This window comes from Klebsiella sp. BIGb0132, from assembly GCF_024810075.1.
GTDB classification, from domain to species: Bacteria; Pseudomonadota; Gammaproteobacteria; order Enterobacterales; family Enterobacteriaceae; genus Klebsiella; species Klebsiella terrigena.
In genome coordinates this window covers 243,813-266,180 of the sequence record NZ_JANUDW010000003.1, presented here as the reverse complement: position 1 = coordinate 266,180, position 22,368 = coordinate 243,813, and the positions used below count along the sequence as shown (strand labels likewise).

Sequence of the window (22,368 nt, the reverse complement as noted above, 5' to 3'; positions counted from 1 at the left end):
GTTCTATCCGCCTGCATTTTACAAAATTGTTAACAATTTTGAAACAACAAACGGCAAACGATTTTGTCCTTTATTGCTGATAACCCCAAAACGCACGAGAGATTACCAGAAAAAAGCCGGCCGTCAGGCCGGCTTTTCGCTTACATCACCAGGCGGCGAATATCGCTCAGGGTGTTGTTGATGATGGTAATAAAGCGAGCACCATCAGCACCGTCGATCACGCGGTGGTCGAAGGAGAGAGAGATCGGCATCATCAGACGCGGAACGAACTCTTTACCATTCCATACCGGTTCCATCGCGGATTTGGACACACCGAGGATAGCCACTTCCGGCGCGTTAACAATCGGCGCGAAGTGGGTGGTACCCAGGCCGCCGATGCTGGAGATGGTAAAGCAACCGCCCTGCATTTCGCCAGCAGTCAGCTTACCATCACGCGCTTTCTTAGAGATCACCGTCAGTTCACGGGACAGCTCGGTAATGCTCTTCTTGTTCACGTCCTTGAAGACCGGAACAACCAGACCATTAGGCGTATCAACCGCTACACCGATGTTGATGTACTTTTTCAGCGTCAGACGCTGCGCATCTTCGGACAGGGAGCTGTTGAAGCGAGGCATCTGCTCAAGCGCAGCGGCAACCGCTTTCATGATGAAGACCACCGGGGTGAATTTCACGTCCAGCTTACGCTTCTCAGCTTCCGCGTTCTGCTGCTTACGGAACGCTTCCAGGTCAGTGATGTCGGTTTTGTCGAAGTGCGTAACGTGCGGGATCATCACCCAGTTACGGCTCAGGTTAGCACCAGAGATTTTCTGGATACGGCCCAGCTCAACTTCTTCAACTTCACCAAACTTGCTGAAGTCCACTTTCGGCCACGGCAGCATGCCCGGGATACCGCCGCCAGTAGCGGCAGCAGGTGCAGACTCAGCGCGCTTAACGGCATCTTTCACGTAGGCCTGAACGTCTTCGCGCAGGATGCGGCCTTTACGACCGGAGCCTTTCACTTTCGCCAGGTTCACGCCAAATTCGCGCGCCAGGCGGCGGATCAGCGGAGTCGCGTGGACGTAGGCGTCGTTCTCAGCGAACTCGGATTTACCTTCAGCTTTTGCCGCAGGGGCCGCCGCTTTCGCAGCCGGAGCCGGTGCAGCCGCTGCAGGTGCCGGAGCAGCTGCCGCCGGAGCCGCAGCAGGCGCCGCGCCTTCAACTTCGAAGACCATAATCAGCGAGCCGGTAGAGACTTTGTCGCCGGTGCTGATTTTGATCTCTTTCACGGTACCCGCGAACGGAGCCGGAACTTCCATAGAGGCTTTGTCGCCCTCTACGGTGATCAGTGACTGTTCAGCGGCAACTTTGTCGCCCACTTTCACCATCACTTCGGTCACTTCAACTTCGTCACCGCCGATATCCGGTACGTTAACGTCTTTCGCGCCAGCCGGTGCCGCTGCCGCCGGAGCGGCCGCCTGTGCCGGTGCTGCTGCCGCTGCGGCAGGTGCTGCACCCGCCACTTCGAAGACCATGATCAGCGAGCCGGTGGAGACTTTGTCGCCAGCGCTGATTTTGATCTCTTTCACGGTACCCGCGAACGGTGCCGGGACTTCCATTGACGCTTTGTCGCCTTCAACGGTAATCAGAGACTGTTCAGCCGTAACGGTGTCGCCCACTTTAACCATGATCTCGGTGACTTCTACTTCGTCGCCGCCGATGTCAGGCACGTGTACGTCTTTCGCCGCGGCCGCAGCCGGTGCAGCGGCCGGAGCTGGCGCTGCTGCTTTCTCTTCCTGCGCAGGTGCAGCGGCTGCTGCACCATCGGCGGAATCGAAAATCATGATAAGTTTACCGGTCTCGGTTTTGTCGCCAACGGAGACTTTAATCTCTTTAACGACGCCTGCCTGCGGAGACGGGACTTCCATAGAGGCTTTGTCACCCTCTACGGTGATCAGCGACTGTTCAGCTTCAACTTTGTCGCCAACTTTGACCAGGATTTCGGTGATTTCAACTTCATCTGCCCCGATATCCGGTACGTTGATTTCGATAGCCATTATTCTCTTACCTCTTACGCCAGACGCGGGTTAACTTTATCTGCATCGATGTTAAATTTGGCGATTGCTTCTGCCACAACTTTCTTATCGATTTCACCACGTTTAGCCAGTTCGCCCAGCGCCGCAACAACCACGTAGGAAGCATCGACTTCGAAGTGGTGACGCAGGTTTTCACGGCTGTCAGAGCGACCGAAGCCGTCGGTACCCAGTACGCGGTAATCATCAGCCGGTACATAGGTACGAACCTGCTCGGCGAACAGTTTCATATAGTCAGTAGACGCTACGGCCGGTGCGTCGTTCATCACCTGAGCGATGTACGGTACACGCGGGGTTTCCAGCGGGTGCAGCATGTTCCAACGCTCACAGTCCTGGCCATCGCGCGCCAGCTCGGTGAAGGAAGTTACGCTGTAGACGTCAGAACCGACGCCGTAGTCTTTCGCCAGAATCTCTGCTGCTTCACGCACGTGACGCAGGATAGAACCGGAGCCCAGCAGCTGAACTTTACCTTTGCTACCTTCGAGGGTGTCGAGTTTGTAGATACCTTTACGGATACCTTCCTCAGCACCTTCCGGCATTGCCGGCATGTGGTAGTTTTCGTTCAGCGTGGTGATGTAGTAGTAAACGTTCTCTTGTTTCTCACCGTACATACGCTCCAGGCCATCGTGCATGATGACGGCAACTTCGTACGCGTAAGACGGATCGTAAGAGATACAGTTCGGGATAGTCAGAGACTGAATATGGCTGTGACCATCTTCGTGCTGCAGACCTTCGCCGTTCAGCGTCGTACGACCGGAAGTACCGCCGACCAGGAAGCCGCGAGCCTGCTGATCGCCTGCCTGCCAGCACAGGTCACCGATACGCTGGAACCCGAACATGGAGTAGTAGATGTAGAACGGGATCATCGGCAGGTTGTTGGTGCTGTAAGAGGTCGCAGCAGCCAGCCAGGATGCGCCGGCACCCAGTTCGTTGATACCTTCCTGCAGGATCTGACCTTTCTCGTCTTCTTTATAGTAAGCAACCTGCTCACGGTCCTGCGGGGTGTACTGCTGACCGTTCGGGCTGTAGATACCAATCTGACGGAACAGGCCTTCCATACCAAAGGTACGCGCTTCATCGGCGATGATCGGCACCAGACGGTCTTTAATGGACTTGTTCTTCAGCATCACGTTCAGGGCACGAACGAAGGCGATGGTGGTAGAAATCTCTTTGTTCTGCTCTTCCAGCAGCGGACCGAAATCTCCCAGGGTCGGCAGCTCCAGCTTCTCATCGAAGTTAGGCTGACGGGTCGGCAGGTAGCCGTGGAGTTTCTCACGCTGGGCGTGCAGATAGGTATGCTCTTCGGAACCTTCCGGGAAGGTCACGTACGGCAGTTTTTCGATATCAGCATCGGCAACCGGCACGTTGAAACGATCGCGGACGTAGCGTACGCCGTCCATGTTCATTTTCTTAACCTGGTGAGCGATGTTTTTACCTTCAGCGGTATCACCCATGCCGTAACCTTTGATGGTATGGGCCAGGATGACGGTAGCTTTGCCGGTGGTTTCCTGCGCTTTTTTCAGTGCAGCGAAGACTTTCTTCGGATCGTGACCACCGCGGTTCAGGGCCCAGATCTGCTCGTCAGTCCAGTCGGCAACCAGCGCTGCGGTTTCCGGATATTTACCGAAGAAGTGCTCGCGTACGTAGGCACCGTCTTTGGATTTGAAGGTCTGGTAGTCGCCATCAACGGTTTCGTTCATCAGCTGAATCAGCTTACCGCTGGTGTCTTTACGCAGCAGCTCATCCCAGCGTCCGCCCCAGATAACCTTGATAACGTTCCAGCCAGCACCGGCAAAGATGCCTTCCAGTTCGTTAATGATTTTGCCGTTACCGGTGACCGGGCCGTCCAGACGCTGCAGGTTGCAGTTGATGACGAAGACCAGGTTATCCAGTTTTTCACGGGTCGCGATGGTGATAGCGCCTTTAGATTCCGGCTCATCCATCTCGCCGTCGCCCAGGAAGGCGTAAACGGTTTGTTTGGAAGTATCTTTCAGGCCACGGTGTTCCAGATATTTCAGGAATTTAGCCTGGTAGATTGCACCGATTGGGCCCAGACCCATGGAGACGGTCGGGAACTGCCAGAAGGTCGGCATCAGTTTCGGGTGCGGGTAGGAAGAGAGGCCTTTGCCATGTACTTCCTGACGGAAGTTGTTCATCTGCTCTTCAGTCAGACGACCTTCGAGGAACGCACGTGCGTAGACGCCTGGAGAGATGTGGCCCTGGAAGTAAACCAGGTCGCCGCCATCCTGCTCGTTGCGCGCACGGAAGAAGTGGTTAAAGCACACTTCATAGAAGGTTGCGGAGGACTGGAAGGAAGCCATGTGGCCGCCCAGCTCAAGATCCTTTTTCGATGCGCGCAGAACGGTCATGATGGCGTTCCAGCGAATCGCAGAACGAATTCGACGTTCCAGATCGAGATTCCCCGGGTATTCCGGTTCATCTTCAACGGCAATAGTGTTGACGTAACTGCCAGTAGATGTGCCAGCAGCAACCTTCACCCCGCCTTTGCGGGCTTCAGAAAGGAGTTGGTCAATCAGATACTGAGCGCGCTCAACACCTTCTTCACGGATGACCGATTCGATCGCCTGTAGCCAGTCGCGAGTTTCGATCGGATCCACGTCATTTGGTAAACGTTCTGACATGGGGGGTATTCCTTATCTATCTAATCGTTGATTAATCTGGAACCTGTCCCATTGCACTCTTTGTTCTTCATATTTCAGGTTATCTCTTTGTTGGCTGCGCTTCCTCACCCCGGTCACATAGTTAGCTATGCTCCCGGGGATTCGCGCGCTTGCCGCCGCGATATAACCCGAACTATTTGAACAACCAAAAGCACAATAAGACAGGTTCTGCGTTTAGTTGCCGCGCTCTAAAAAATGGCGCTTAAGAACCGGAGTTCTCATCTTTCCGTTGCTGTAAACGACGCAGTGAGCGTTCTCGACGACTCTCCTCACGGCTACGATCCAGCAAAATTTCTTCAATGAACGCCAGGTGTCGGTGCGACGCTTCACGCGCCTGCTCCGGCTCCCCGGCGATTATCGCCTCGAAAATACGCGTGCGATGATTGCTGACCTGCGGGAGCATTTCCCGACGGGCGTACAACAATTCAAAGTTCTGACGAACGTTTTGCGCCATCATCGGCTCCATGCAGCGTAGCAGATGCAGCAGCACAACATTATGCGCTGCTTCGGTGACCGCAATTTGATACTGGACGACGGCGTCGGATTCGGCATCCAGATCGCCGGACTGCTGAGCCCGTTCAATAGCCTGATGCAGCTCGCGAATACGTTCGCGGTCAGCATCATTGCTGCGCAGCGCCGCGTAATAAGCCGCGATGCCTTCAAGCGCGTGACGGGTTTCCAGCAGATCGAATTGGGATTCAGGGTGATCGGACAGGAGCTTTACCAGCGGGTCGCTGAAGCTCTGCCACAGGCTGCTCTGTACAAAAGTTCCACCGCCCTGGCGACGAAGCAACAGGCCCTTGGCTTCGAGGCGTTGAATCGCCTCACGCAGCGAGGGACGGGAAACGTCGAACTGTTTAGCCAGTTCGCGTTCAGGCGGGAGTTTTTCACCGGGGCGCAACGTCCCCTCAAGGATTAAAAACTCTAGCTGCTGCTCAATCACATCAGATAGTTTTGGTTGGCGGATTTTGCTGTAGGCCATATTCCCTGTCTCTGCCATTAGCCCGGAGTCAATTGGTCTTACCAATTCGCAGTTCGTAGCGGTAAAGTAACAAAGTATTCACCTTCTGTCCATACAGGTTTTGATTGAAATCAGTAAACCCGGCATATTTTAACAACCTTACAGAAATAACATTTCAGAATTGTAACTTCTCACAAATGATGTCTTTACCCCGTTGGAGGTAGCGTTAACTTTTATGAAACGTAAAACAGGCTATCTGAACCGATTCAACAGGCCAAAATGCGTCTTTATATTCAGTTTTATTGCGTGGTTAGTCATTAAGGGTTAAAAGCGCCCATCGCCGCCCTATTTACAAATGGTTTCTTTTTGCTCGCTTCGTCATCACCCCTTCATAAAGCAGGTGCATTCGCCCGCACTTATCACTATTCTCCATGATACAAAAGGCCTTTTAGTGATTTTATATTCCGCCTTGCGTAAAGAAATTAATACAGAAACGGAATTTCATAATTACACAACACAATAATGTCGACGCTAAATCACGCATAACAGGGCTGGTCATCAACTCTCAGCAATAGGGATAGCTATGCTATCTGGCAGGGACCAACACTAAAGCAACAGCCTGAAGGATGAAGCGTAAACGCAAAATAACCACACACGAGGTTTCATGATGGAAGGTCAACAGCAAGGCGATCGGCTAAAGCGCGGCCTGAAAAACCGCCATATACAGCTTATTGCTCTGGGCGGCGCTATCGGTACCGGCCTGTTTCTGGGCAGCGCGTCCGTTATCCAGTCAGCAGGTCCCGGTATTATCCTTGGCTATGCCATCGCCGGTTTTATTGCTTTTCTGATTATGCGCCAGCTCGGTGAGATGGTTGTGGAAGAGCCGGTGGCAGGCTCATTCAGTCATTTCGCCTACAAGTACTGGGGTGGTTTTGCCGGCTTTGCCTCCGGCTGGAACTACTGGGTGCTGTACGTTCTGGTCGCCATGGCGGAACTGACCGCGGTCGGAAAATACGTCCAGTTCTGGTGGCCCGAGATCCCCACCTGGGTTTCGGCAGCTATCTTCTTCGTTGCCATTAACGCCATCAACCTTACCAACGTGAAGGTCTTCGGCGAGATGGAGTTCTGGTTCGCCATTATTAAAGTCGTTGCCGTTGTGGCGATGATTCTGTTCGGCGGCTGGCTGCTGTTCAGCGGCAACGGCGGCCCGCAGGCAACCGTTCGTAACCTGTGGGATCAGGGCGGCTTCCTGCCGCACGGCTTCACCGGGCTGGTTATGATGATGGCCATCATCATGTTCTCGTTTGGCGGCCTGGAGCTGGTCGGGATCACCGCGGCGGAAGCGGATAACCCGGAGCAGAGCATACCCAAAGCCACCAATCAGGTTATCTACCGTATTCTGATCTTCTACGTGGGCTCGCTGGCGGTACTGCTCTCTCTGCTGCCGTGGACCCGCGTGACCGCAGACACCAGCCCGTTTGTACTGATCTTCCACGAGTTGGGGGATACCTTCGTTGCCAACGCGCTGAACGTGGTGGTACTGACCGCCGCGCTGTCGGTCTATAACAGCTGCGTCTACTGCAACAGCCGGATGCTGTTTGGCCTTGCCCAGCAGGGCAACGCGCCGAAAGCGCTGATGAACGTCGACAAGCGCGGCGTACCGGTGAATACCATCCTGGTTTCCGCCGTGGTGACCGCGCTATGCGTGCTGATTAACTACCTCGCCCCTGAATCAGCGTTTGGTCTGCTGATGGCGCTGGTTGTCTCTGCCCTGGTGATTAACTGGGCGATGATCAGCCTGGCGCACATTAAGTTCCGTCGGGCAAAGCAGCAGCAGGGTGCGGTTTCCCGCTTCCCGGCCCTGTTCTACCCGGTCGGTAACTGGATCTGCCTGCTGTTCATGGCCGCAGTGCTGGTCATCATGCTGATCACCCCGGGCATGGCGATTTCCGTCTACCTGATCCCGGTGTGGATTGCCGTTCTCGGCGTCGGCTACCTGCTCAAACAAAGAAACGCCAGCGCCGTAAAAGCACATTAATACATCTCCAAACTCTGTGCCCGCCGCATCGCTGCGGGCACAGAGCACTGTTACCCACCTCACACTTCCCCTGCATCAGTCCTTTTGTCCATATCGTTAACCTGATACTGCAACGCATTTAACAACATATCAGCAAATAATCCTTCCATACCGCAACGGGGAGGATCTCCAGATGGCAGACAATAAGCTTTCAGTTAAAGAAAAGATTGGCTATGGGATGGGCGATGCCGGATGTAACATCATTTTCGGCGCCATCATGCTGTTTGTTAACTATTTTTATACCGATATATTCGGCCTTGCTCCGGCGCTGGTCGGCGTATTGCTGCTCTCGGTGCGCGTTATTGACGCCGTGACCGACCCCATCATGGGCGCGATGGCCGACCGCACCCGCAGCAAATATGGCCGCTTTCGCCCGTGGCTGCTGTGGATAGCCTTCCCCTACGCCCTGTTTAGCGTCCTGATGTTCACCACGCCCGAGTGGACGTATAACAGCAAGGTTATCTATGCCTTCGTCACCTACTTCCTGCTCTCGCTGACCTATACCGCCATCAATATTCCCTACTGCTCGCTGGGCAGCGTCATTACTAATGACCCCAGGGAGCGCGTTGCCTGCCAGTCCTACCGCTTTGTGATGGTCGGGATTGCCACGCTGCTGCTGTCGTTAACGCTCCTGCCGATGGCGGACTGGTTCGGCGGCGCCGATAAAGCCAAAGGCTACCAGATGGCGATGACCGTACTGGCGCTTATCGGCATGTGCATGTTTTTATTCTGTTTCGCCACGGTACGTGAGCGCGTACGCCCGGCGGTGCAAACCAATGACGAACTGAAGAAGGATTTCAAAGACGTCTGGAAAAATGACCAGTGGGTGCGCATTCTGCTGCTGACGCTGTGCAACGTCTGTCCGGGCTTTATCCGTATGGCCGCCACCATGTATTACGTAACCTGGGTGATGCAGCAAAGCACCCACTTCGCGACCCTGTTTATTAGCCTCGGCGTCGTCGGGATGATGATCGGCAGTATGCTGGCCAAGGTGCTGACCGACCGCTGGTGCAAGCTGCAGGTATTTTTCTGGACCAACATCGTGCTGGCTATCTTCTCCTGCGCCTTCTACTTCTTCGACCCGCACGCCACCACGATGATTATGGTGCTCTACTTCCTGCTTAACATCCTCCATCAGATCCCATCGCCGCTGCACTGGTCGCTGATGGCCGACGTTGATGACTACGGCGAGTGGAAAACCGGCAAACGCATCACCGGCATTAGCTTCTCCGGCAACCTCTTCTTCCTGAAGGTTGGGCTGGCGGTAGCCGGGGCGATGGTCGGCTTCCTGCTCTCCTGGTACGGCTATGATTCCGGGGCCAAAGAGCAAAGCGCCTCCGCCGTAAACGGCATTATCCTGCTGTTCACCATTATTCCGGGCATCGGCTACCTGCTGACCGCAGGGGTGGTGAGGATGCTAAAAGTGAATCGCGAGTTTATGAGCCAAATCCAGGCCGACCTCGAGAAGCGCCGAGCCAACTACGGCGAGCTGAACGAACTTCAGGACCTCAAAACCAGCGAACAGATAAGGAAAGCCTGATGAACAACTGGCCGAATCCGTTTATTGAACAGCGCGCGGACCCGTTTATTCTGCGCCATCGCCAGCACTACTATTTTATTGCTTCGGTTCCGGAGTATGACCGGCTGGAGATCCGCCGCGCCGCCACGCTGGAGGGCCTGCGCGAGGCGCCGCCGGTGGTCGTCTGGCGCAAGCCGGAAAGCGGCCCGATGAGCCAGCTGATTTGGGCGCCGGAACTGCATGAAATTGACGGGAAATGGTACATCTACTTCGCGGCGACCCACACCCACGATCTCGACGCGCTGGGCATGTTCCAGCACCGCATGTTCGTGCTTGAATGCGATGACGTCGATCCGCTAACCGGCAGATGGAGAGAAAAAGGCCGGGTGAAAACGCCCTTTGACACCTTTGCGCTGGATGCCACCACCTTCCGTCATCAGGGAAAGCAGTGGTATCTCTGGGCGCAAAAGGCCCCGCATATCGACGGCAACTCGAATCTGTATCTGGCTGAGCTGGAGAACCCATGGACGCTGAAAGGCGATCCCGTGATGCTGAGTAAGCCGGAGTTTGACTGGGAGTGCCGCGGCTTTCTGGTGAACGAGGGCCCGGCGGCGCTGTTTCATGAGGACAAGCTGTTCGTGAGCTATTCCGCCAGCGCCACGGATGAGAACTACTGCATGGGGCTGCTGTGGATCGACCGTCTGGCCGACCCGCTGCGGCCGGAGAACTGGCATAAATCACCGCAGCCGGTGTTTTGCACCAGCGATGCGAACCGCCAGTATGGTCCCGGGCACAACGCCTTTACGCAAACGGAGGAAGGGGAAGACGTGCTGGTATATCACGCGAGAAACTACACCGAAATTGAAGGCGACCCGCTGTACGACCCTAATCGCCATACGCGGCTGAAGCGGATCGTCTGGCAAGAAAACGGGATGCCTGATTTTGGCATCCCGCCTGCGGATACAGACTAAGCGTGCGCCCGCCGCCGGGCGGGCGCTTAAATCAGCGTGCCGTAAATCGTCAGCAGGGCCATAATCACCACCACCACCAGCGACGTTTTCTTGGCCATTGAGACGGCGGCCTTTGGCGTCTCGACCTTGTCGACATGCGGCTCGCGGGCAAGCGAGAACTGCGCCAGGCGCGTTAGCACCTGATACTGCGACGAATGGCGATCGCCCAGCGAGGCGAACCACGCGGGTAGCGCCCTTTCCCCGTGACCAACCAGCGCGTAAACCACGCCAACCAGCCGCACCGGCACCCAGTCCACGACGTGCAAAATGCCGTCAATTCCTGACTGTAGACGGTGGTGCGGCGTTTGATAGCGGGCCAGCCACGACTGCCATGCGCGCAGAACGCTGTAGCCAATCAGCGTGATCGGGCCCCACGGCCCGCCGACCACAAACCAGAACAGCGGCGCAAGGTAGTAGCGGTAGTTGATCCACAGCAGGGCATTCTGCAGTTCGCTGAGGTATTCGCGATTGTCACAGCCCGGCGGGACGCCGTGGATAAGCGTCAGCTCGCTGGCCATCGCGTCGCTGGCATGCTTATCGTTGCGGGAAGCGGCCTTCAGGTAGGCGTGATAGTGCAGGCGGACTTTGCCGGCGCCAATGCACAGCAGGCCAAGCAGGATCCAGAACACCAGCAGCGGGACGTTAAACAGCACGCCGTGCAGCAGGCGCTGAATAATGTATACCGCGACCATCGCCACCGCCGCCATCAGCAGCGTGCCGAAAAGCGAGAAATGCTTCACGCGACGGAACAGGACCTCGAGGCGATGATCGAGCTGCCAGTGCTCACCCAGCTTAAACAGGCGTTCGGCGATGAGAACCAGCAGCGTAGAAAACAACGTCATGGCATCTCCTTATCTGACGAAGCGGTCAGCAGACCGCGAAATTTTGCCCAGTCAAACGCCGGGCCGGGATCCGTTTTACGCACCGGCGCGATATCGCTATGGCCGGTCATGTTTTCAGCGATGGCCGGATACAGCGCGGTCAGCAGCCGCGTAACCGCGACCAGCTGCCGATACTGCGCGTCGGTATAAGCCAGCGTATCCGTACCTTCCAGCTCAATACCAATAGAGAAGTCGTTACAGCGCTCGCGCCCCTGATAGCAGGATACGCCGGCATGCCACGCGCGCTTATTGAAAGGCACATACTGCACGATTTCACCATCGCGGCGAATCAGACAATGCGCCGAAACCCGCAGCTGAGCGATCCCGGCAAAATAGGGATGCGCGTTGGGATCGAGCGTACCGCTGAACAGAGCATCAATCCACGGGCCGCCAAATTCACCCGGCGGCAGGCTAATATTATGCACCACCAGCAGAGAGGGGGTTTCATCATCCGGGCGGCAATCATGGTGCGGCGAAGGAACCCGACGCGCGCCCACCAGCCATCCTCCGTTCAACTGCATTGCGGAGTCTCCTTTCACTAACGCATGCTCCCGGGCCGCCCATGGCCCAGGGATGCCGATTATCATACACAAATTCGTTCGGAACCGATCGCCGCAGCCGGCGGTGGAAAATGCGCCATCCGCCAATTCGACCTGCCCGCCCTTTAGCAAAGGAGCAGGCGCCGCGCCTCAACCTCTCCAGCGCAGGCACATCAACGCTGCAATAGCCTGAAGGATGAAGAGTATATGGTGTAGAAACGCCGTTCAGGTTAGCATGTTTCCCACTGCTGAATCTTATCTATCTGGAGCTTTATCATGTCGCCTCGTCGCTACAACCCCGACCGCCGCCGTGACGCGCTGCTGGAACGTATTAACCTCGATATTACCGATGCCGTAGCCCAGTCCCTGCGCGAAGATTTAGGCGGCGAAGTTGACGCTAACAACGATATTAGCGCGCAATTATTGCCGGAAAGCGCGCGCTCGCACGCGGTGGTCATTACCCGCGAAGACGGCGTATTTTGCGGCAAGCGCTGGGTGGAAGAGGTCTTTATTCAGCTGGCTGGCGATGACGTCAGCGTCACCTGGCTGGTTGACGATGGCGATGCGGTCAAGGCGGATCAGCCGCTGTTTGAGCTGCAGGGCCCGTCCCGCCTGCTGCTGACCGGCGAGCGCACCGCGCTGAACTTCGTGCAGACCCTATCCGGAGTCGCCAGCGAGGTGCGCCGCTATGTGGATCTGCTGGCGGGTACCAAAACCCAGCTGCTCGATACCCGTAAAACGCTGCCCGGCCTGCGCACCGCGCTGAAATACGCCGTCCTGTGCGGAGGCGGCGCAAACCACCGCCTGGGGCTATTCGATGCCTTCCTGATCAAAGAGAACCACATTATTGCCTCCGGCTCCGTGCGCCAGGCCGTCGAGAAGGCCTTCTGGCTGCATCCGGACGTGCCGGTAGAAGTTGAGGTTGAATCCCTTGATGAGCTGGATGAAGCCCTGAAGGCCGGAGCCGATATCATCATGCTCGATAACTTCACCCCTGACCTGATGCGCGAAGCGGTGAAGCGCACCAGCGGCCAGGCCGCGCTGGAAGTCTCCGGCAACGTCACCTTCGAGACGATCCGTGAATATGCCGAAACCGGCGTCGATTACATCTCCGTTGGCGCCCTGACTAAGCACGTCCGCGCGCTCGACCTGTCGATGCGTTTTCGTTAACGCTCCGCCCCGGCACGCATCGCCTGCCGGGGCGCACGCTTTGCGAGCGCGATCTCAGCGCTTTGCCCTCACCCTGTAATAAGTAGAGAAAGCCCGGGAAGCCGCTTCCTGAGCGCTCATTTACCGCTCGTCATCCTCCCCGCAGACCGCCACAGTGCTCCCGACGCTAATAAGGAGCAAACGATGGACAAACAACGCGGCTTTACCCTTATCGAACTCATGGTGGTGATTGGCATTATCGCCATTCTCAGCGCCATCGGTATTCCCGCCTACCAGAACTATCTGCGTAAGGCGGCGCTCACCGATGTGCTGCAAACCTTTATTCCCTACCGCACGGCGGTGGAGCTCTGCGCCCTTGAGCACGGCGGCCTCGCAAACTGCGATGGCGGCAGCAACGGCATTCCCGCGCCCGCCACCACGCGCTACGTTTCCGCCCTGACCGTGGCTCAAGGCGTCGTCACGCTTAGCGGGCAGGAGAGCCTCAACGGGCTACGCGTCACTATGACGCCGGGCTGGGATAGCGCAAATGGCATTACCGGCTGGCAAAGAGAGTGCGACATCGCCAGCGGCGGCGCGCTCAAGCAGGCGTGTGAAGACGTCTTCCGCTTTAACTGAGGCCACCGCGATGAAAGCCGAAAAATTGATCGCCCTCTGCCAGCGCTACCATGCCCTGCTGCTTAACAGCGATGAGCAAACCCTCTCCATCGCGGTCGTAGACTCTCCTCCGCCTGAGCTGATGGAAGCGCTGCGCTTTGCCACGCAAAAGCGGATCGATATCGAGTGCTGGAGCCAGGATAAAATGAATCAGCGCCTGCAGTCTTCCGCACAGCCCGGGCCATCTGCCGCCAGCGGCGAAGCACCGACCGGCATCATCGACCAGGTTAATCAGATTCTCGAGCAGGCGCTGCGCCAGCGCGCATCTGATATCCACGTCGAGCCTGGCGAAAATAGCCTGCGCATACGCCTGCGGGTCGATGGCGTGCTCCATCCGCTTGCGCCGCTCGCCGCCGAACTGGCGCTGCCGATAACGGCGCGGCTTAAGGTGCTCGGGAATCTTGATATTGCCGAACACCGACTGCCGCAGGACGGTCAGTTTACTCAGACGCTCTCGGGACAATCGGTCTCATTTCGCATCGCCACCCTACCCTGTCGCTACGGTGAGAAAATCGTTCTGCGCCTGCTGCATCAGGTGGAACAGGCGCTGGACCTGGAGGCGCTCGGCCTCTCCCCAGAGCAACTTGCCGCCTTTGTCTCGGCGCTCAATCAACCCCAGGGGCTGCTGCTGGTCACCGGCCCAACCGGCAGCGGTAAGACCATCACGCTCTACAGCGCCCTGCAGAAGCGAAACCGCGATGAGGTTAATATCTGCAGCGTGGAGGATCCGCTGGAAATCCCCATCGTCGGCATGAATCAAACGCAGATCAACCCGCGATCCGGATTAACCTTTAACAGCGTTCTGCGCGCGCTGCTGCGTCAGGATCCGGACGTTGTTATGGTCGGCGAAATCCGCGATGCGGAAACCGCAGAAATTGCTATCAAAGCGGCGCAAACCGGACATCTCGTGCTCTCAACGCTGCACACCAACTCAACCAGCGAAACGCTCATTCGCCTACAGCAGATGGGGATCGCCTGCTGGATGCTCTCATCCGCGCTATCGCTGGTCATTGCTCAGCGCCTGGTGCGCAGGCTCTGCCCGCACTGCCGCCGGGAGGCTGATGGCGGCATTGACGTGCCGCACAGCCTGTGGCCGCGTCGGCTGCCCCGCTGGCAGGCGACGGGCTGTCGGCACTGCTATCACGGCTACTATGGGCGCCTGGCGCTATTTGAGGTGCTCCCGATAGGCACCGCGCTGCAGCAGGCTATTTCCCGGGGGCTGGGCGCGGTGGAGATTGAGGCCCTGGCGCGTGAGGCCGGAATGACGACGCTGTTTGAAAGCGGCTGCCTGGCCATTGAGCAGGGTCTGACCTGCTTTGAAGAGGTGGTCCGCGTGCTGGGGCTCCCCCATGGCGACTGAACGCCTTTGGCGCTGGCGCGGGCTTGATCCTAAAGGATCGCTCTGCCACGGCTCGCTATGGAAAAGCTCCCGCCAGGAGGTGATGCAGGCGCTGCAGCATGAACGAATTATCCCCCTCGCGCTCCGCCGCAGCACGGTACGCAGCGCGCTTTGGCACCCGCGCTACAGCGGCCAGATCATCCACCAGCTGGCGACTCTCCTGCAGGCGGGACTACCGCTCGCCGAGGGACTGGAGCTGCTGGCGCAGCAGCAGACGGGCGCGCAGTGGCAGGCGCTGCTGCGCACCCTGGCTCAGGATCTCGCGCAGGGCATCTCGCTTTCCAGCGCGCTGGAAAGATGGCCGCAGGCGTTTCCTCCGCTCTATCTGGCGATGATCCGCACCGGGGAGCTTACCGGTAAACTGGATCTTTGCTGCTTTCATCTGGCTCGCCAGCAGCAGGAACAGCTGCAGCTGAGCGAAAAGGTCAAAAAGGCGCTGCGCTATCCGCTGATCGTTCTGCTGCTGGCGCTGCTGGTGGTAATGGGTATGCTCACCTTTGTCCTGCCGGAGTTTGCCGCTATTTACCAGACGTTCAACACGCCGCTCCCTCTGCTGACCAAAGTGGTGATAAGCGCCGGAGAAGGCCTCAGCAGCAGCTGGCCGCTGCTGCTGCTGATGGCGATACTGCCGTTTCTCCTCAACCGGCTGGCCCATCGTCGCCGCTCGTGGCTACTCCGGCGACAAAAGCTGCTTCACGCTTTGCCGGTAGTTGGAAAGCTAATAGGCGGACAGCGGCTCAGCCAGATATTTGCCGTTTTAACCCTCACGCAGAGTGCCGGCATCAGCTTTATGCAGGGTCTGGAGAGCGTAGAAGAGACGCTAAGCTGCCCGCTTTGGCGCCAAAGAATCCATCAGGTTAATACGCAGATTGCCCGTGGGACCGCCATCTGGCAGGCGCTGGCGAACAGTGAAGGATTTACCCCGCTCTGCCTGCAGCTCATCCGCACCGGTGAGGCTTCAGGGTCGCTGGATATCATGCTGGAGAACCTGGCCCGCCATCATAGCGAGCGCACGCAGCGCCAGGCAGAGGGCCTGGCCACGCTGCTGGAACCGATGCTGCTGCTGATAACCGGCGCCGTCGTTGGCATCCTGGTGGTGGCGATGTATTTACCCATTTTTCATCTGGGCGACGCCATTAGCGGAATGGGGGGATAGCGGCTGGCGCAGGAGGTGCGCCAGCAAGCGGCACTACAGGCTGTTGAACACGCGGTTCTCTTGTTCCTGTACGCGAATAAAGGTCGTGCGTTTGGTCAGCTCTTTCAGGCGGGAAGCACCAACATAGGTGCAGGCAGAGCGCAGGCCGCCGAGAATATCGCGGGCGGTGTTCTCAACCGGGCCGCGCAGGGGCAGCTTAACGGTTTTACCTTCCGCCGCGCGGTACTGCGCAACGCCGCCAACGTGACGGGTCATCGCGGATTCGGAGCTCATGCCGTAGAACAGCATAAACTTCTCGCCGTTCTCTTCAACAACGGTGCCGCCGCTCTCTTCGTGACCTGCCAGCATACCGCCCAGCATGACGAAATCAGCGCCGCCGCCGAAGGCTTTCGCTACGTCGCCCGGCGTGGTGCACCCGCCGTCGCTGACAATCTGGCCGCCCAGGCCGTGGGCCGCATCGGCGCATTCGATAACCGCAGAGAGCTGCGGATAGCCAACGCCGGTTTTCACCCGGGTAGTACACACGGAACCCGGACCGATGCCGACCTTCACGATATCCGCGCCGGACAGAATCAGCTCTTCGCACATTTCGCCGGTCACGACGTTACCCGCACAGATCGTTTTCAGCGGCCAGGCTTCGCGCGCCTTCGCCACGAACTGCACAAAATGCTCGGAATAACCGTTTGCCACATCAATACAAACGAAGCCGAGCTGCGGGTTCTGCGTCAGGATCTGTTTGGTTTTTTCGAAATCAACATCCGACGTACCGGTAGAAACCATGACGTACTTCAGCACATCGGCAGAGGTGGTCTGCACAAAGCTGCGCCACTCTTCTACGGTGTAGTGCTTATGAACGGCAGTCAGGATCCCGAATGAGGCCAGCGCTTTTGCCATGCCAAAGGTACCGACGGTATCCATATTCGCGGCGATGATCGGCACGCCGGACCAGGAGAGGCCAGAATGTTTAAAAGTGAATTCACGTTCCAGTTCAACATCAGAACGACTTTTGAGGGTAGAGCGCTTGGGGCGGATAAGAACGTCTTTAAAACCAAGCTTCAGATCTTCTTCAATACGCATGTGCGAATTCCTGGGGTTAATTGCATTATTGTGAGAGCACAACTCCAGTGACGTTATCATACGCACGAATCATGACTGCGCAAGACTGCGATTTTCACTTTTTTTACGCTACAATCGTACAAATTTACCTGGTGGATTGAGAAAAGCGCGATCGCGACAATCAACGGCCAGAGCGTTATTTTTAACCATTTGATTTATATGTACAAAGCAATCCAGTATTCGTCGTAAAAGTCTCTTCCGGCTCGAAGCAGCCTGACGGGACACCCACCGCAGAGTCACGGCTCGTGAAGTGCGGGCGCTGCTGAAAAGTCAATGTGTATATGGTCAGTTTCAGGAACGGGGTATATGAGGTATACGGTAGCGTTAACGGGCGGCATCGGTAGCGGTAAAAGCACCGTAGCCGATGCATTCTCTCACCTCGGCGTTAACGTGATTGACGCCGACGTTATCGCCCGTCAGGTGGTCGAGCCTGGAACCCCTGCGCTACTGGCAATTGCCGCTCGTTTCGGTCAACAGATGATTAACGATGACGGCACGCTGAACCGCCGCAGCCTGCGGGAACGTATCTTCGCTCATGCCGAGGATAAAACCTGGCTTAACGCGCTGCTGCACCCGCTCATTCAGCAGGAAACCCGCCGTCAAATGCAGGCGGCGTCCTCTCCTTATGTTCTCTGGGTCGTTCCCCTGTTGGTCGAAAATAATCTCGTCGCCAACGCCGACCGCGTGCTGGTCGTCGATGTTGCAAAAGAGACGCAAATAGCGCGAACCATACTGCGCGATCGGGTCAGCCGTGAGCACGCAGAACGCATTCTCGCCGCCCAGGCCACGCGTGAACAACGCCTCGCCGCTGCGGATGATGTCATTGAAAATATGGGCCCTCCGGATGCCATCGCATCGGATGTCGCCCGCCTGCACGAAAAGTATCTAATGCTGGCATCGCAGGCCGCCTCACAGGAAAAATCGTAATGCATACCCCTGTTCTATTTGAACATCCCCTCAATGAGAAAATGCGCACCTGGCTGCGTATTGAATTTTTGATTCAACAGCTCTCCGTGCACCCGACGATCGCCACCTACTCGGATGCGCTCCACTTCTTCCGCAATACGGGCGATCTGCTGGACGTTCTCGAACGCGGCGAGGTGCGGACGGATCTGCTCAAAGAGCTCGAGCGGCAGCAGCGTAAACTGCAGTCCTGGGCAGAAGTGCCGGGCGTCGACCGTGGGCGTATTGACGAATTGCGCCAACAGCTGAAGCACGCCGGCAGCGCGCTGATGTCCGCCCCGCGCATCGGTCAGTTCCTGCGAGAGGATCGCTTAATTGCGCTGGTTCGCCAGCGACTGAGCATTCCGGGAGGCTGCTGCAGTTTCGATCTCCCCACGCTGCATATCTGGCTGCATATGCCTCAGGAGTATCGCGACGAGCAGGTTGGCAAATGGTTAGCGAGCCTGCAGCCGCTCACCCAGGCGCTGGTGCTGATCCTCGATTTGATCCGCAACTCTGCGCCTTTTCGCAAGCAGACCAGCCTCAACGGTTTTTATCAGGATAACGGCGATGATGCCGATCTGCTGCGCTTACGCCTCGATCTTGCCAGCCAGCTGTATCCGCAAATTTCTGGCCATAAAAGCCGCTTTGCCATTCGCTTTCTCCCGCTGGACAGCGAACTCGGTATCGTCCCCGAGCGCTTTGATTTTGAACTGGCCTGTTGTTAAGGAGGAAAGATGTCAAAAGAGACAACCGTTAACTGCCCGACCTGCGGTAAAAATGTGGTCTGGAATGAGCACAGCCCGTTTCGGCCATTTTGCTCAAAACGCTGCCAGCTGATTGATTTAGGTGAGTGGGCTGCGGAAGAAAAACGCATTCCCAGCGCAGGCGACCTGTCCGATACCGATGACTGGAGCGAACAGCAGCAGTAGCGCCGCGTCGGCAGAAAATCCCGGAGATGACCTTGCGTCCTGTCCGGGCCATTTTCTCAGCGGGCGGCGTGCACTAATTTGCTGATAATCGGTTCGTTGGCTGGCGGAAACTCCTCGGCCAGCAGCGCCCGCTGGGCAATCCAGCGTCCCGGCTGCCCCTCTTTACCCCAGGGTTCGCCCTCCCAGTCGTCAACCAGCCAGAACCACAGCGTGATATGCCGGTCAGGGAACTGATACTCCAGCTTATCAAACAGGCTGGACGCACGTACCGTAATACCAACCTCTTCCTGTAGCTCGCGCACCAGCGCCTGCTCGGCCGACTCTCCCGCTTCAATTTTGCCACCAGGAAACTCGAGCTTATTTGCCATATGCGCATCGGCGGCGCGCTGGGTAATAAAGATTTCCCCCTGCGGGTTACGGATGATGCCAACGGAGATTTGCAGTATTTTCATTGCGTTAATTCCATAAAAAAGGCGCAGATATCTGCGCCTTTATTTTTATTCTCTGAGCTTAGCTCAGACGACCATGGCACTGCTTATATTTTTTACCGGAACCACACGGACAAGGATCGTTGCGGCCAACCTTACGCTCGCCGGTTTCCTCAGCCAATGCGGCTGCGGCCAGGGCATCGTCATCCTGATGGCTGAGCTGCTGCATCTGCGCCAGGCGCTCCGCCTCTTCGCGACGCTGCTGCTCCATTGCTTCAACTTCTTCCGGCATCCGCACCTGCACCTTGCTCAGGGTGCTGATCACTTCATACTTCAGGGATTCAAGCATCGCTGCAAACATCGAGAACGATTCACGCTTGTATTCCTGCTTCGGATCTTTCTGCGCGTAGCCGCGCAGATGGATACCCTGACGCAGGTAGTCCATCGCCGCCAGGTGCTCTTTCCACAGGGAGTCCAGGGTCTGCAGCATCACGCCTTTTTCGAAATGACGCATCATTTCGGTACCGACGACTTCTTCTTTACGCTGATAGGTTTCTACCGCGCTCTGCAGAATACGCTCGCGCAGAGTTTCTTCATGCAGTTCAGGCTCTTTGTCCAACCACTCTTTGAGCGGCAGCTCGAGATCGAAGTCGTTTTTCAGGCGTTCCTGCAGGCCTTCGATATCCCACATTTCTTCCAGAGACTGCGGCGGAATGTGCGCATCGATAGTCGTTTTGAAAACGTCTTCGCGAATGCTGTTGATGGTTTCGCTAACATCAGATACGTCCAGCAGCTCGTTACGCTGGCTGTAGATGGCGCGACGCTGATCGTTAGCCACGTCATCATATTCCAGCAGCTGCTTACGAATATCAAAGTTGCGGCTTTCAACCTTACGCTGCGCGTTGGCGATCGCTTTGGTGACCCACGGGTGTTCAATCGCTTCGCCCGGCTTCATCCCCAGTTTACGCATCATGCCCGACACGCGGTCAGAGGCAAAGATGCGCATCAGGGCATCTTCCATCGACAGATAGAAACGAGAAGAACCGGCATCGCCCTGACGACCTGAACGGCCGCGCAGCTGGTTATCGATACGGCGAGACTCATGACGCTCGGTACCGATAATGTGTAAACCACCGGAGGCCAGCACCGCTTCGTGACGCACCTGCCACTCGGCTTTGATCTGGGCGATCTGCTCTGGAGTCGGATCTTCCAGCGCGGCGACTTCCGCCTGCCAGCTGCCGCCCAGCACGATATCCGTACCACGACCGGCCATGTTGGTGGCGATGGTGACCGCAGCCGGGTAGCCGGCCTGAGCCACGATATCCGCTTCGCTGGCGTGGAACTTGGCGTTCAGGACATTGTGCTTGATGCCCGCTTTGGTCAACTCCTGCGAAACCACTTCTGATTTTTCGATAGAAATCGTACCCACCAGAACCGGCTGGCCGGCGGCAGTACGCTCTCTGATATCTTCGATGATCGCCTGAATTTTTTCTGCTTCGGTCATATAGACCAGATCCGCCATATCCTTACGGATCATCGGACGGTTGGTCGGTACCACGACGGTATCCAGCTTATAGATAGAGCTGAATTCGAACGCTTCGGTATCCGCAGTACCGGTCATCCCCGCCAGCTTCTCGTACAGACGGAAGTAGTTCTGGAAGGTGATGGACGCCAGCGTCTGGTTCTCGTTCTGGATATCAACGCCTTCTTTGGCTTCGACGGCCTGGTGCAGACCGTCTGACCAGCGACGACCCTGCATGGTACGACCGGTGTGCTCATCGACGATAATAACTTCGCCATCTTTTACGATGTAGTCAACGTCGCGGGTAAAGAGCACGTGGGCGCGCAGCGCCGCGGTCACGTGGTGCATCAGCATAATGTTAGTCGGTGAATACAGAGATTCGCCTTCATCCATAATGCCTTCGTTGACCAGCAGTTCTTCAATCAGCACCAGACCGCGTTCGGTCAGGTTCACCTGACGCGCCTTCTCGTCTACCGAGAAGTGGCCTTCACCGGTAAAGGTGTCGGAGTCCTCTTTATCCTGGCGCACCAGGTGAGGAATGATCTTGTTCACTTTCTTGTACATTTCCGAGCTGTCTTCAGCCGGGCCGGAAATGATCAGCGGTGTACGCGCTTCATCGATAAGAATGGAGTCAACCTCATCCACCAGCGCATAGTGCAGCTTACGCTGTACGCGCTCTTCCGGGCTGAACGCCATGTTATCGCGCAGATAGTCGAAGCCGTATTCGTTGTTAGTGCCGTAGGTGATATCGGCGGCGTAAGCTTCACGCTTGGCCGGAGCAGGCAGGCCCGACATGTTGATACCGACGGTCATACCGAGGAACTCAAACAGCGGACGGTTGTTTTCAGCATCACGCTGCGCCAGGTAGTCGTTGACGGTCACGACGTGCACGCCTTTACCGGACAGCGCGTTCAGGTAGGCCGGGAGGGTAGCGGTCAGCGTTTTACCTTCACCGGTACGCATTTCTGCGATGCAGCGCTCGTTGAGCACCATGCCGCCAAGCAGCTGTACGTCAAAGTGACGCATACCGAATACGCGCTTACTGGCTTCACGTACCACGGCAAAGGCTTCCGGAATCAGGCTTTCTACGCTTTCGCCTTTTGCCAGACGCGCGCGGAACTCTTCTGTTTTAGCCTTCAGCTCATCATCAGAGAGCTTCTCCATGGCAGGTTCCATGGAGTTAATCAGCGTCACAGCTTTGCGCATACGGCGCAGTGTACGATCGTTACGGCTACCGAAAACTTTAGTTAATAATTTGATTAGCATAATAAAATCTCAAACGCCCCGCGATGCGGAGTCACAAAAAATAGAA

Annotated in this window: 18 protein-coding genes; 10 read left to right on the top strand and 8 right to left on the bottom strand. The window is 56.8% G+C overall.

Annotated elements, in window-relative coordinates:
• Nucleotides 1–140 precede the first annotated feature (140 nt).
• From aceF to pdhR, 3 genes are all read right to left on the bottom strand, one after another.
• On the bottom strand, nucleotides 141–2,033 hold the full coding sequence (gene aceF, locus M2416_RS12740; RefSeq protein WP_045859856.1) for a pyruvate dehydrogenase complex dihydrolipoyllysine-residue acetyltransferase: 1,893 nt from the start codon (nucleotides 2,031–2,033) through the stop codon (nucleotides 141–143).
• 14 nt (nucleotides 2,034–2,047) lie between these two features.
• On the bottom strand, nucleotides 2,048–4,711 hold the full coding sequence (gene aceE, locus M2416_RS12735; RefSeq protein WP_041144072.1) for a pyruvate dehydrogenase (acetyl-transferring), homodimeric type: 2,664 nt from the start codon (nucleotides 4,709–4,711) through the stop codon (nucleotides 2,048–2,050).
• A 241-nt stretch (nucleotides 4,712–4,952) separates the two neighbouring features.
• Nucleotides 4,953–5,732, bottom strand: a complete 780-nt coding sequence (pdhR, locus tag M2416_RS12730; RefSeq protein WP_259224265.1) for a pyruvate dehydrogenase complex transcriptional repressor PdhR — start codon at nucleotides 5,730–5,732, stop codon at nucleotides 4,953–4,955.
• Between the two features lie 643 nt (nucleotides 5,733–6,375).
• Here pdhR and aroP point away from each other — a divergent pair.
• The 3 genes from aroP (at nucleotide 6,376) to M2416_RS12715 (ending at nucleotide 10,278) form a co-directional block, all read left to right on the top strand.
• Nucleotides 6,376–7,749 carry an aromatic amino acid transporter AroP gene (aroP, locus tag M2416_RS12725; RefSeq protein WP_123552731.1) on the top strand — a complete coding sequence of 458 codons (1,374 nt, stop codon included), beginning with the start codon at nucleotides 6,376–6,378 and terminating at the stop codon, nucleotides 7,747–7,749.
• 172 nt (nucleotides 7,750–7,921) lie between these two features.
• Complete coding sequence (locus tag M2416_RS12720) at nucleotides 7,922–9,328, top strand: glycoside-pentoside-hexuronide (GPH):cation symporter (RefSeq protein WP_259224262.1); 1,407 nt, start codon at nucleotides 7,922–7,924, stop codon at nucleotides 9,326–9,328.
• Nucleotides 9,328–10,278, top strand: coding sequence for a glycoside hydrolase family 43 protein (locus tag M2416_RS12715; RefSeq protein WP_259224260.1), 951 nt, complete (start codon nucleotides 9,328–9,330; stop codon nucleotides 10,276–10,278). The genes M2416_RS12720 and M2416_RS12715 overlap by 1 nt, the downstream gene beginning before the upstream one ends.
• A 26-nt stretch (nucleotides 10,279–10,304) precedes the next feature.
• Here the strand turns inward: M2416_RS12715 and ampE are convergent, their stop codons facing one another.
• Together ampE and ampD are read right to left on the bottom strand one after the other, a co-directional pair.
• Nucleotides 10,305–11,159 (bottom strand): beta-lactamase regulator AmpE, encoded by an 855-nt coding sequence (gene ampE / locus M2416_RS12710; RefSeq protein WP_045859866.1) that lies wholly within the window; start codon nucleotides 11,157–11,159, stop codon nucleotides 10,305–10,307.
• Nucleotides 11,156–11,719: a 1,6-anhydro-N-acetylmuramyl-L-alanine amidase AmpD gene (ampD, locus tag M2416_RS12705; protein WP_076946381.1), complete on the bottom strand. Its 564-nt coding sequence runs from the start codon at nucleotides 11,717–11,719 to the stop codon at nucleotides 11,156–11,158. The genes ampE and ampD overlap by 4 nt, the downstream gene beginning before the upstream one ends.
• 294 nt (nucleotides 11,720–12,013) lie before the next feature.
• Here ampD and nadC point away from each other — a divergent pair, with 294 nt between their 5' ends.
• The 4 genes from nadC (at nucleotide 12,014) to hofC (ending at nucleotide 16,116) form a co-directional block, all read left to right on the top strand.
• Complete coding sequence (gene nadC, locus M2416_RS12700; RefSeq protein ID WP_045859870.1) at nucleotides 12,014–12,907, top strand: carboxylating nicotinate-nucleotide diphosphorylase; 894 nt, start codon at nucleotides 12,014–12,016, stop codon at nucleotides 12,905–12,907.
• 183 nt (nucleotides 12,908–13,090) lie between these two features.
• Nucleotides 13,091–13,522, top strand: coding sequence for a prepilin peptidase-dependent pilin (gene ppdD, locus M2416_RS12695; protein WP_259224256.1), 432 nt, complete (start codon nucleotides 13,091–13,093; stop codon nucleotides 13,520–13,522).
• A 10-nt stretch (nucleotides 13,523–13,532) separates the two neighbouring features.
• Complete coding sequence (gene gspE / locus M2416_RS12690) at nucleotides 13,533–14,921, top strand: type II secretion system protein GspE (protein WP_259224255.1); 1,389 nt, start codon at nucleotides 13,533–13,535, stop codon at nucleotides 14,919–14,921.
• A complete protein-coding gene (gene hofC / locus M2416_RS12685; RefSeq protein ID WP_259224254.1) occupies nucleotides 14,911–16,116 on the top strand; it encodes a protein transport protein HofC in 1,206 nt (401 codons plus the stop codon). The genes gspE and hofC overlap by 11 nt, the downstream gene beginning before the upstream one ends.
• A gap of 33 nt (nucleotides 16,117–16,149) precedes the next feature.
• Here the strand turns inward: hofC and M2416_RS12680 are convergent, their stop codons facing one another.
• Nucleotides 16,150–17,193 carry a GMP reductase gene (locus M2416_RS12680; RefSeq protein WP_076946385.1) on the bottom strand — a complete coding sequence of 348 codons (1,044 nt, stop codon included), beginning with the start codon at nucleotides 17,191–17,193 and terminating at the stop codon, nucleotides 16,150–16,152.
• Nucleotides 17,194–17,538: 345 nt separating this feature from the next.
• Here M2416_RS12680 and coaE point away from each other — a divergent pair, with 345 nt between their 5' ends.
• Genes coaE through yacG form a run of 3 tightly spaced genes read left to right on the top strand, consistent with a single transcriptional unit; the run spans nucleotide 17,539 to nucleotide 19,106 of the window.
• Nucleotides 17,539–18,159: a dephospho-CoA kinase gene (gene coaE, locus M2416_RS12675; protein ID WP_041144060.1), complete on the top strand. Its 621-nt coding sequence runs from the start codon at nucleotides 17,539–17,541 to the stop codon at nucleotides 18,157–18,159.
• Nucleotides 18,159–18,902, top strand: a complete 744-nt coding sequence (gene zapD, locus M2416_RS12670; RefSeq protein WP_041144059.1) for a cell division protein ZapD — start codon at nucleotides 18,159–18,161, stop codon at nucleotides 18,900–18,902. Before coaE ends, zapD begins: the two co-directional genes overlap by 1 nt.
• Nucleotides 18,903–18,911: 9 nt before the next feature.
• Complete coding sequence (yacG, locus tag M2416_RS12665) at nucleotides 18,912–19,106, top strand: DNA gyrase inhibitor YacG (protein WP_045859883.1); 195 nt, start codon at nucleotides 18,912–18,914, stop codon at nucleotides 19,104–19,106.
• A gap of 56 nt (nucleotides 19,107–19,162) precedes the next feature.
• Here the strand turns inward: yacG and mutT are convergent, their stop codons facing one another.
• A complete protein-coding gene (gene mutT, locus M2416_RS12660) occupies nucleotides 19,163–19,558 on the bottom strand; it encodes an 8-oxo-dGTP diphosphatase MutT (RefSeq protein WP_076946387.1) in 396 nt (131 codons plus the stop codon).
• Nucleotides 19,559–19,616: 58 nt separating this feature from the next.
• Entirely contained in the window at nucleotides 19,617–22,322 is a 2,706-nt protein-coding gene (gene secA, locus M2416_RS12655) for a preprotein translocase subunit SecA (RefSeq protein ID WP_076946388.1), read from the bottom strand.
• Nucleotides 22,323–22,368 lie beyond the last annotated feature (46 nt).

What these genes read in the sequence shown, in the direction of transcription:
- aceF (WP_045859856.1), bottom strand. Translation starts at nt 2,033, where the DNA reads ATGGCTATCGAAATCAACGTACCGGATATCGGGGCAGATGAAGTTGAA.
- aceE (WP_041144072.1), bottom strand. Translation starts at nt 4,711, where the DNA reads ATGTCAGAACGTTTACCAAATGACGTGGATCCGATCGAAACTCGCGAC.
- pdhR (WP_259224265.1), bottom strand. Translation starts at nt 5,732, where the DNA reads ATGGCCTACAGCAAAATCCGCCAACCAAAACTATCTGATGTGATTGAG.
- aroP (WP_123552731.1), top strand. Translation starts at nt 6,376, where the DNA reads ATGATGGAAGGTCAACAGCAAGGCGATCGGCTAAAGCGCGGCCTGAAA.
- M2416_RS12720 (WP_259224262.1), top strand. Translation starts at nt 7,922, where the DNA reads ATGGCAGACAATAAGCTTTCAGTTAAAGAAAAGATTGGCTATGGGATG.
- M2416_RS12715 (WP_259224260.1), top strand. Translation starts at nt 9,328, where the DNA reads ATGAACAACTGGCCGAATCCGTTTATTGAACAGCGCGCGGACCCGTTT.
- ampE (WP_045859866.1), bottom strand. Translation starts at nt 11,159, where the DNA reads ATGACGTTGTTTTCTACGCTGCTGGTTCTCATCGCCGAACGCCTGTTT.
- ampD (WP_076946381.1), bottom strand. Translation starts at nt 11,719, where the DNA reads ATGCAGTTGAACGGAGGATGGCTGGTGGGCGCGCGTCGGGTTCCTTCG.
- nadC (WP_045859870.1), top strand. Translation starts at nt 12,014, where the DNA reads ATGTCGCCTCGTCGCTACAACCCCGACCGCCGCCGTGACGCGCTGCTG.
- ppdD (WP_259224256.1), top strand. Translation starts at nt 13,091, where the DNA reads ATGGACAAACAACGCGGCTTTACCCTTATCGAACTCATGGTGGTGATT.
- gspE (WP_259224255.1), top strand. Translation starts at nt 13,533, where the DNA reads ATGAAAGCCGAAAAATTGATCGCCCTCTGCCAGCGCTACCATGCCCTG.
- hofC (WP_259224254.1), top strand. Translation starts at nt 14,911, where the DNA reads ATGGCGACTGAACGCCTTTGGCGCTGGCGCGGGCTTGATCCTAAAGGA.
- M2416_RS12680 (WP_076946385.1), bottom strand. Translation starts at nt 17,193, where the DNA reads ATGCGTATTGAAGAAGATCTGAAGCTTGGTTTTAAAGACGTTCTTATC.
- coaE (WP_041144060.1), top strand. Translation starts at nt 17,539, where the DNA reads ATGAGGTATACGGTAGCGTTAACGGGCGGCATCGGTAGCGGTAAAAGC.
- zapD (WP_041144059.1), top strand. Translation starts at nt 18,159, where the DNA reads ATGCATACCCCTGTTCTATTTGAACATCCCCTCAATGAGAAAATGCGC.
- yacG (WP_045859883.1), top strand. Translation starts at nt 18,912, where the DNA reads ATGTCAAAAGAGACAACCGTTAACTGCCCGACCTGCGGTAAAAATGTG.
- mutT (WP_076946387.1), bottom strand. Translation starts at nt 19,558, where the DNA reads ATGAAAATACTGCAAATCTCCGTTGGCATCATCCGTAACCCGCAGGGG.
- secA (WP_076946388.1), bottom strand. Translation starts at nt 22,322, where the DNA reads ATGCTAATCAAATTATTAACTAAAGTTTTCGGTAGCCGTAACGATCGT.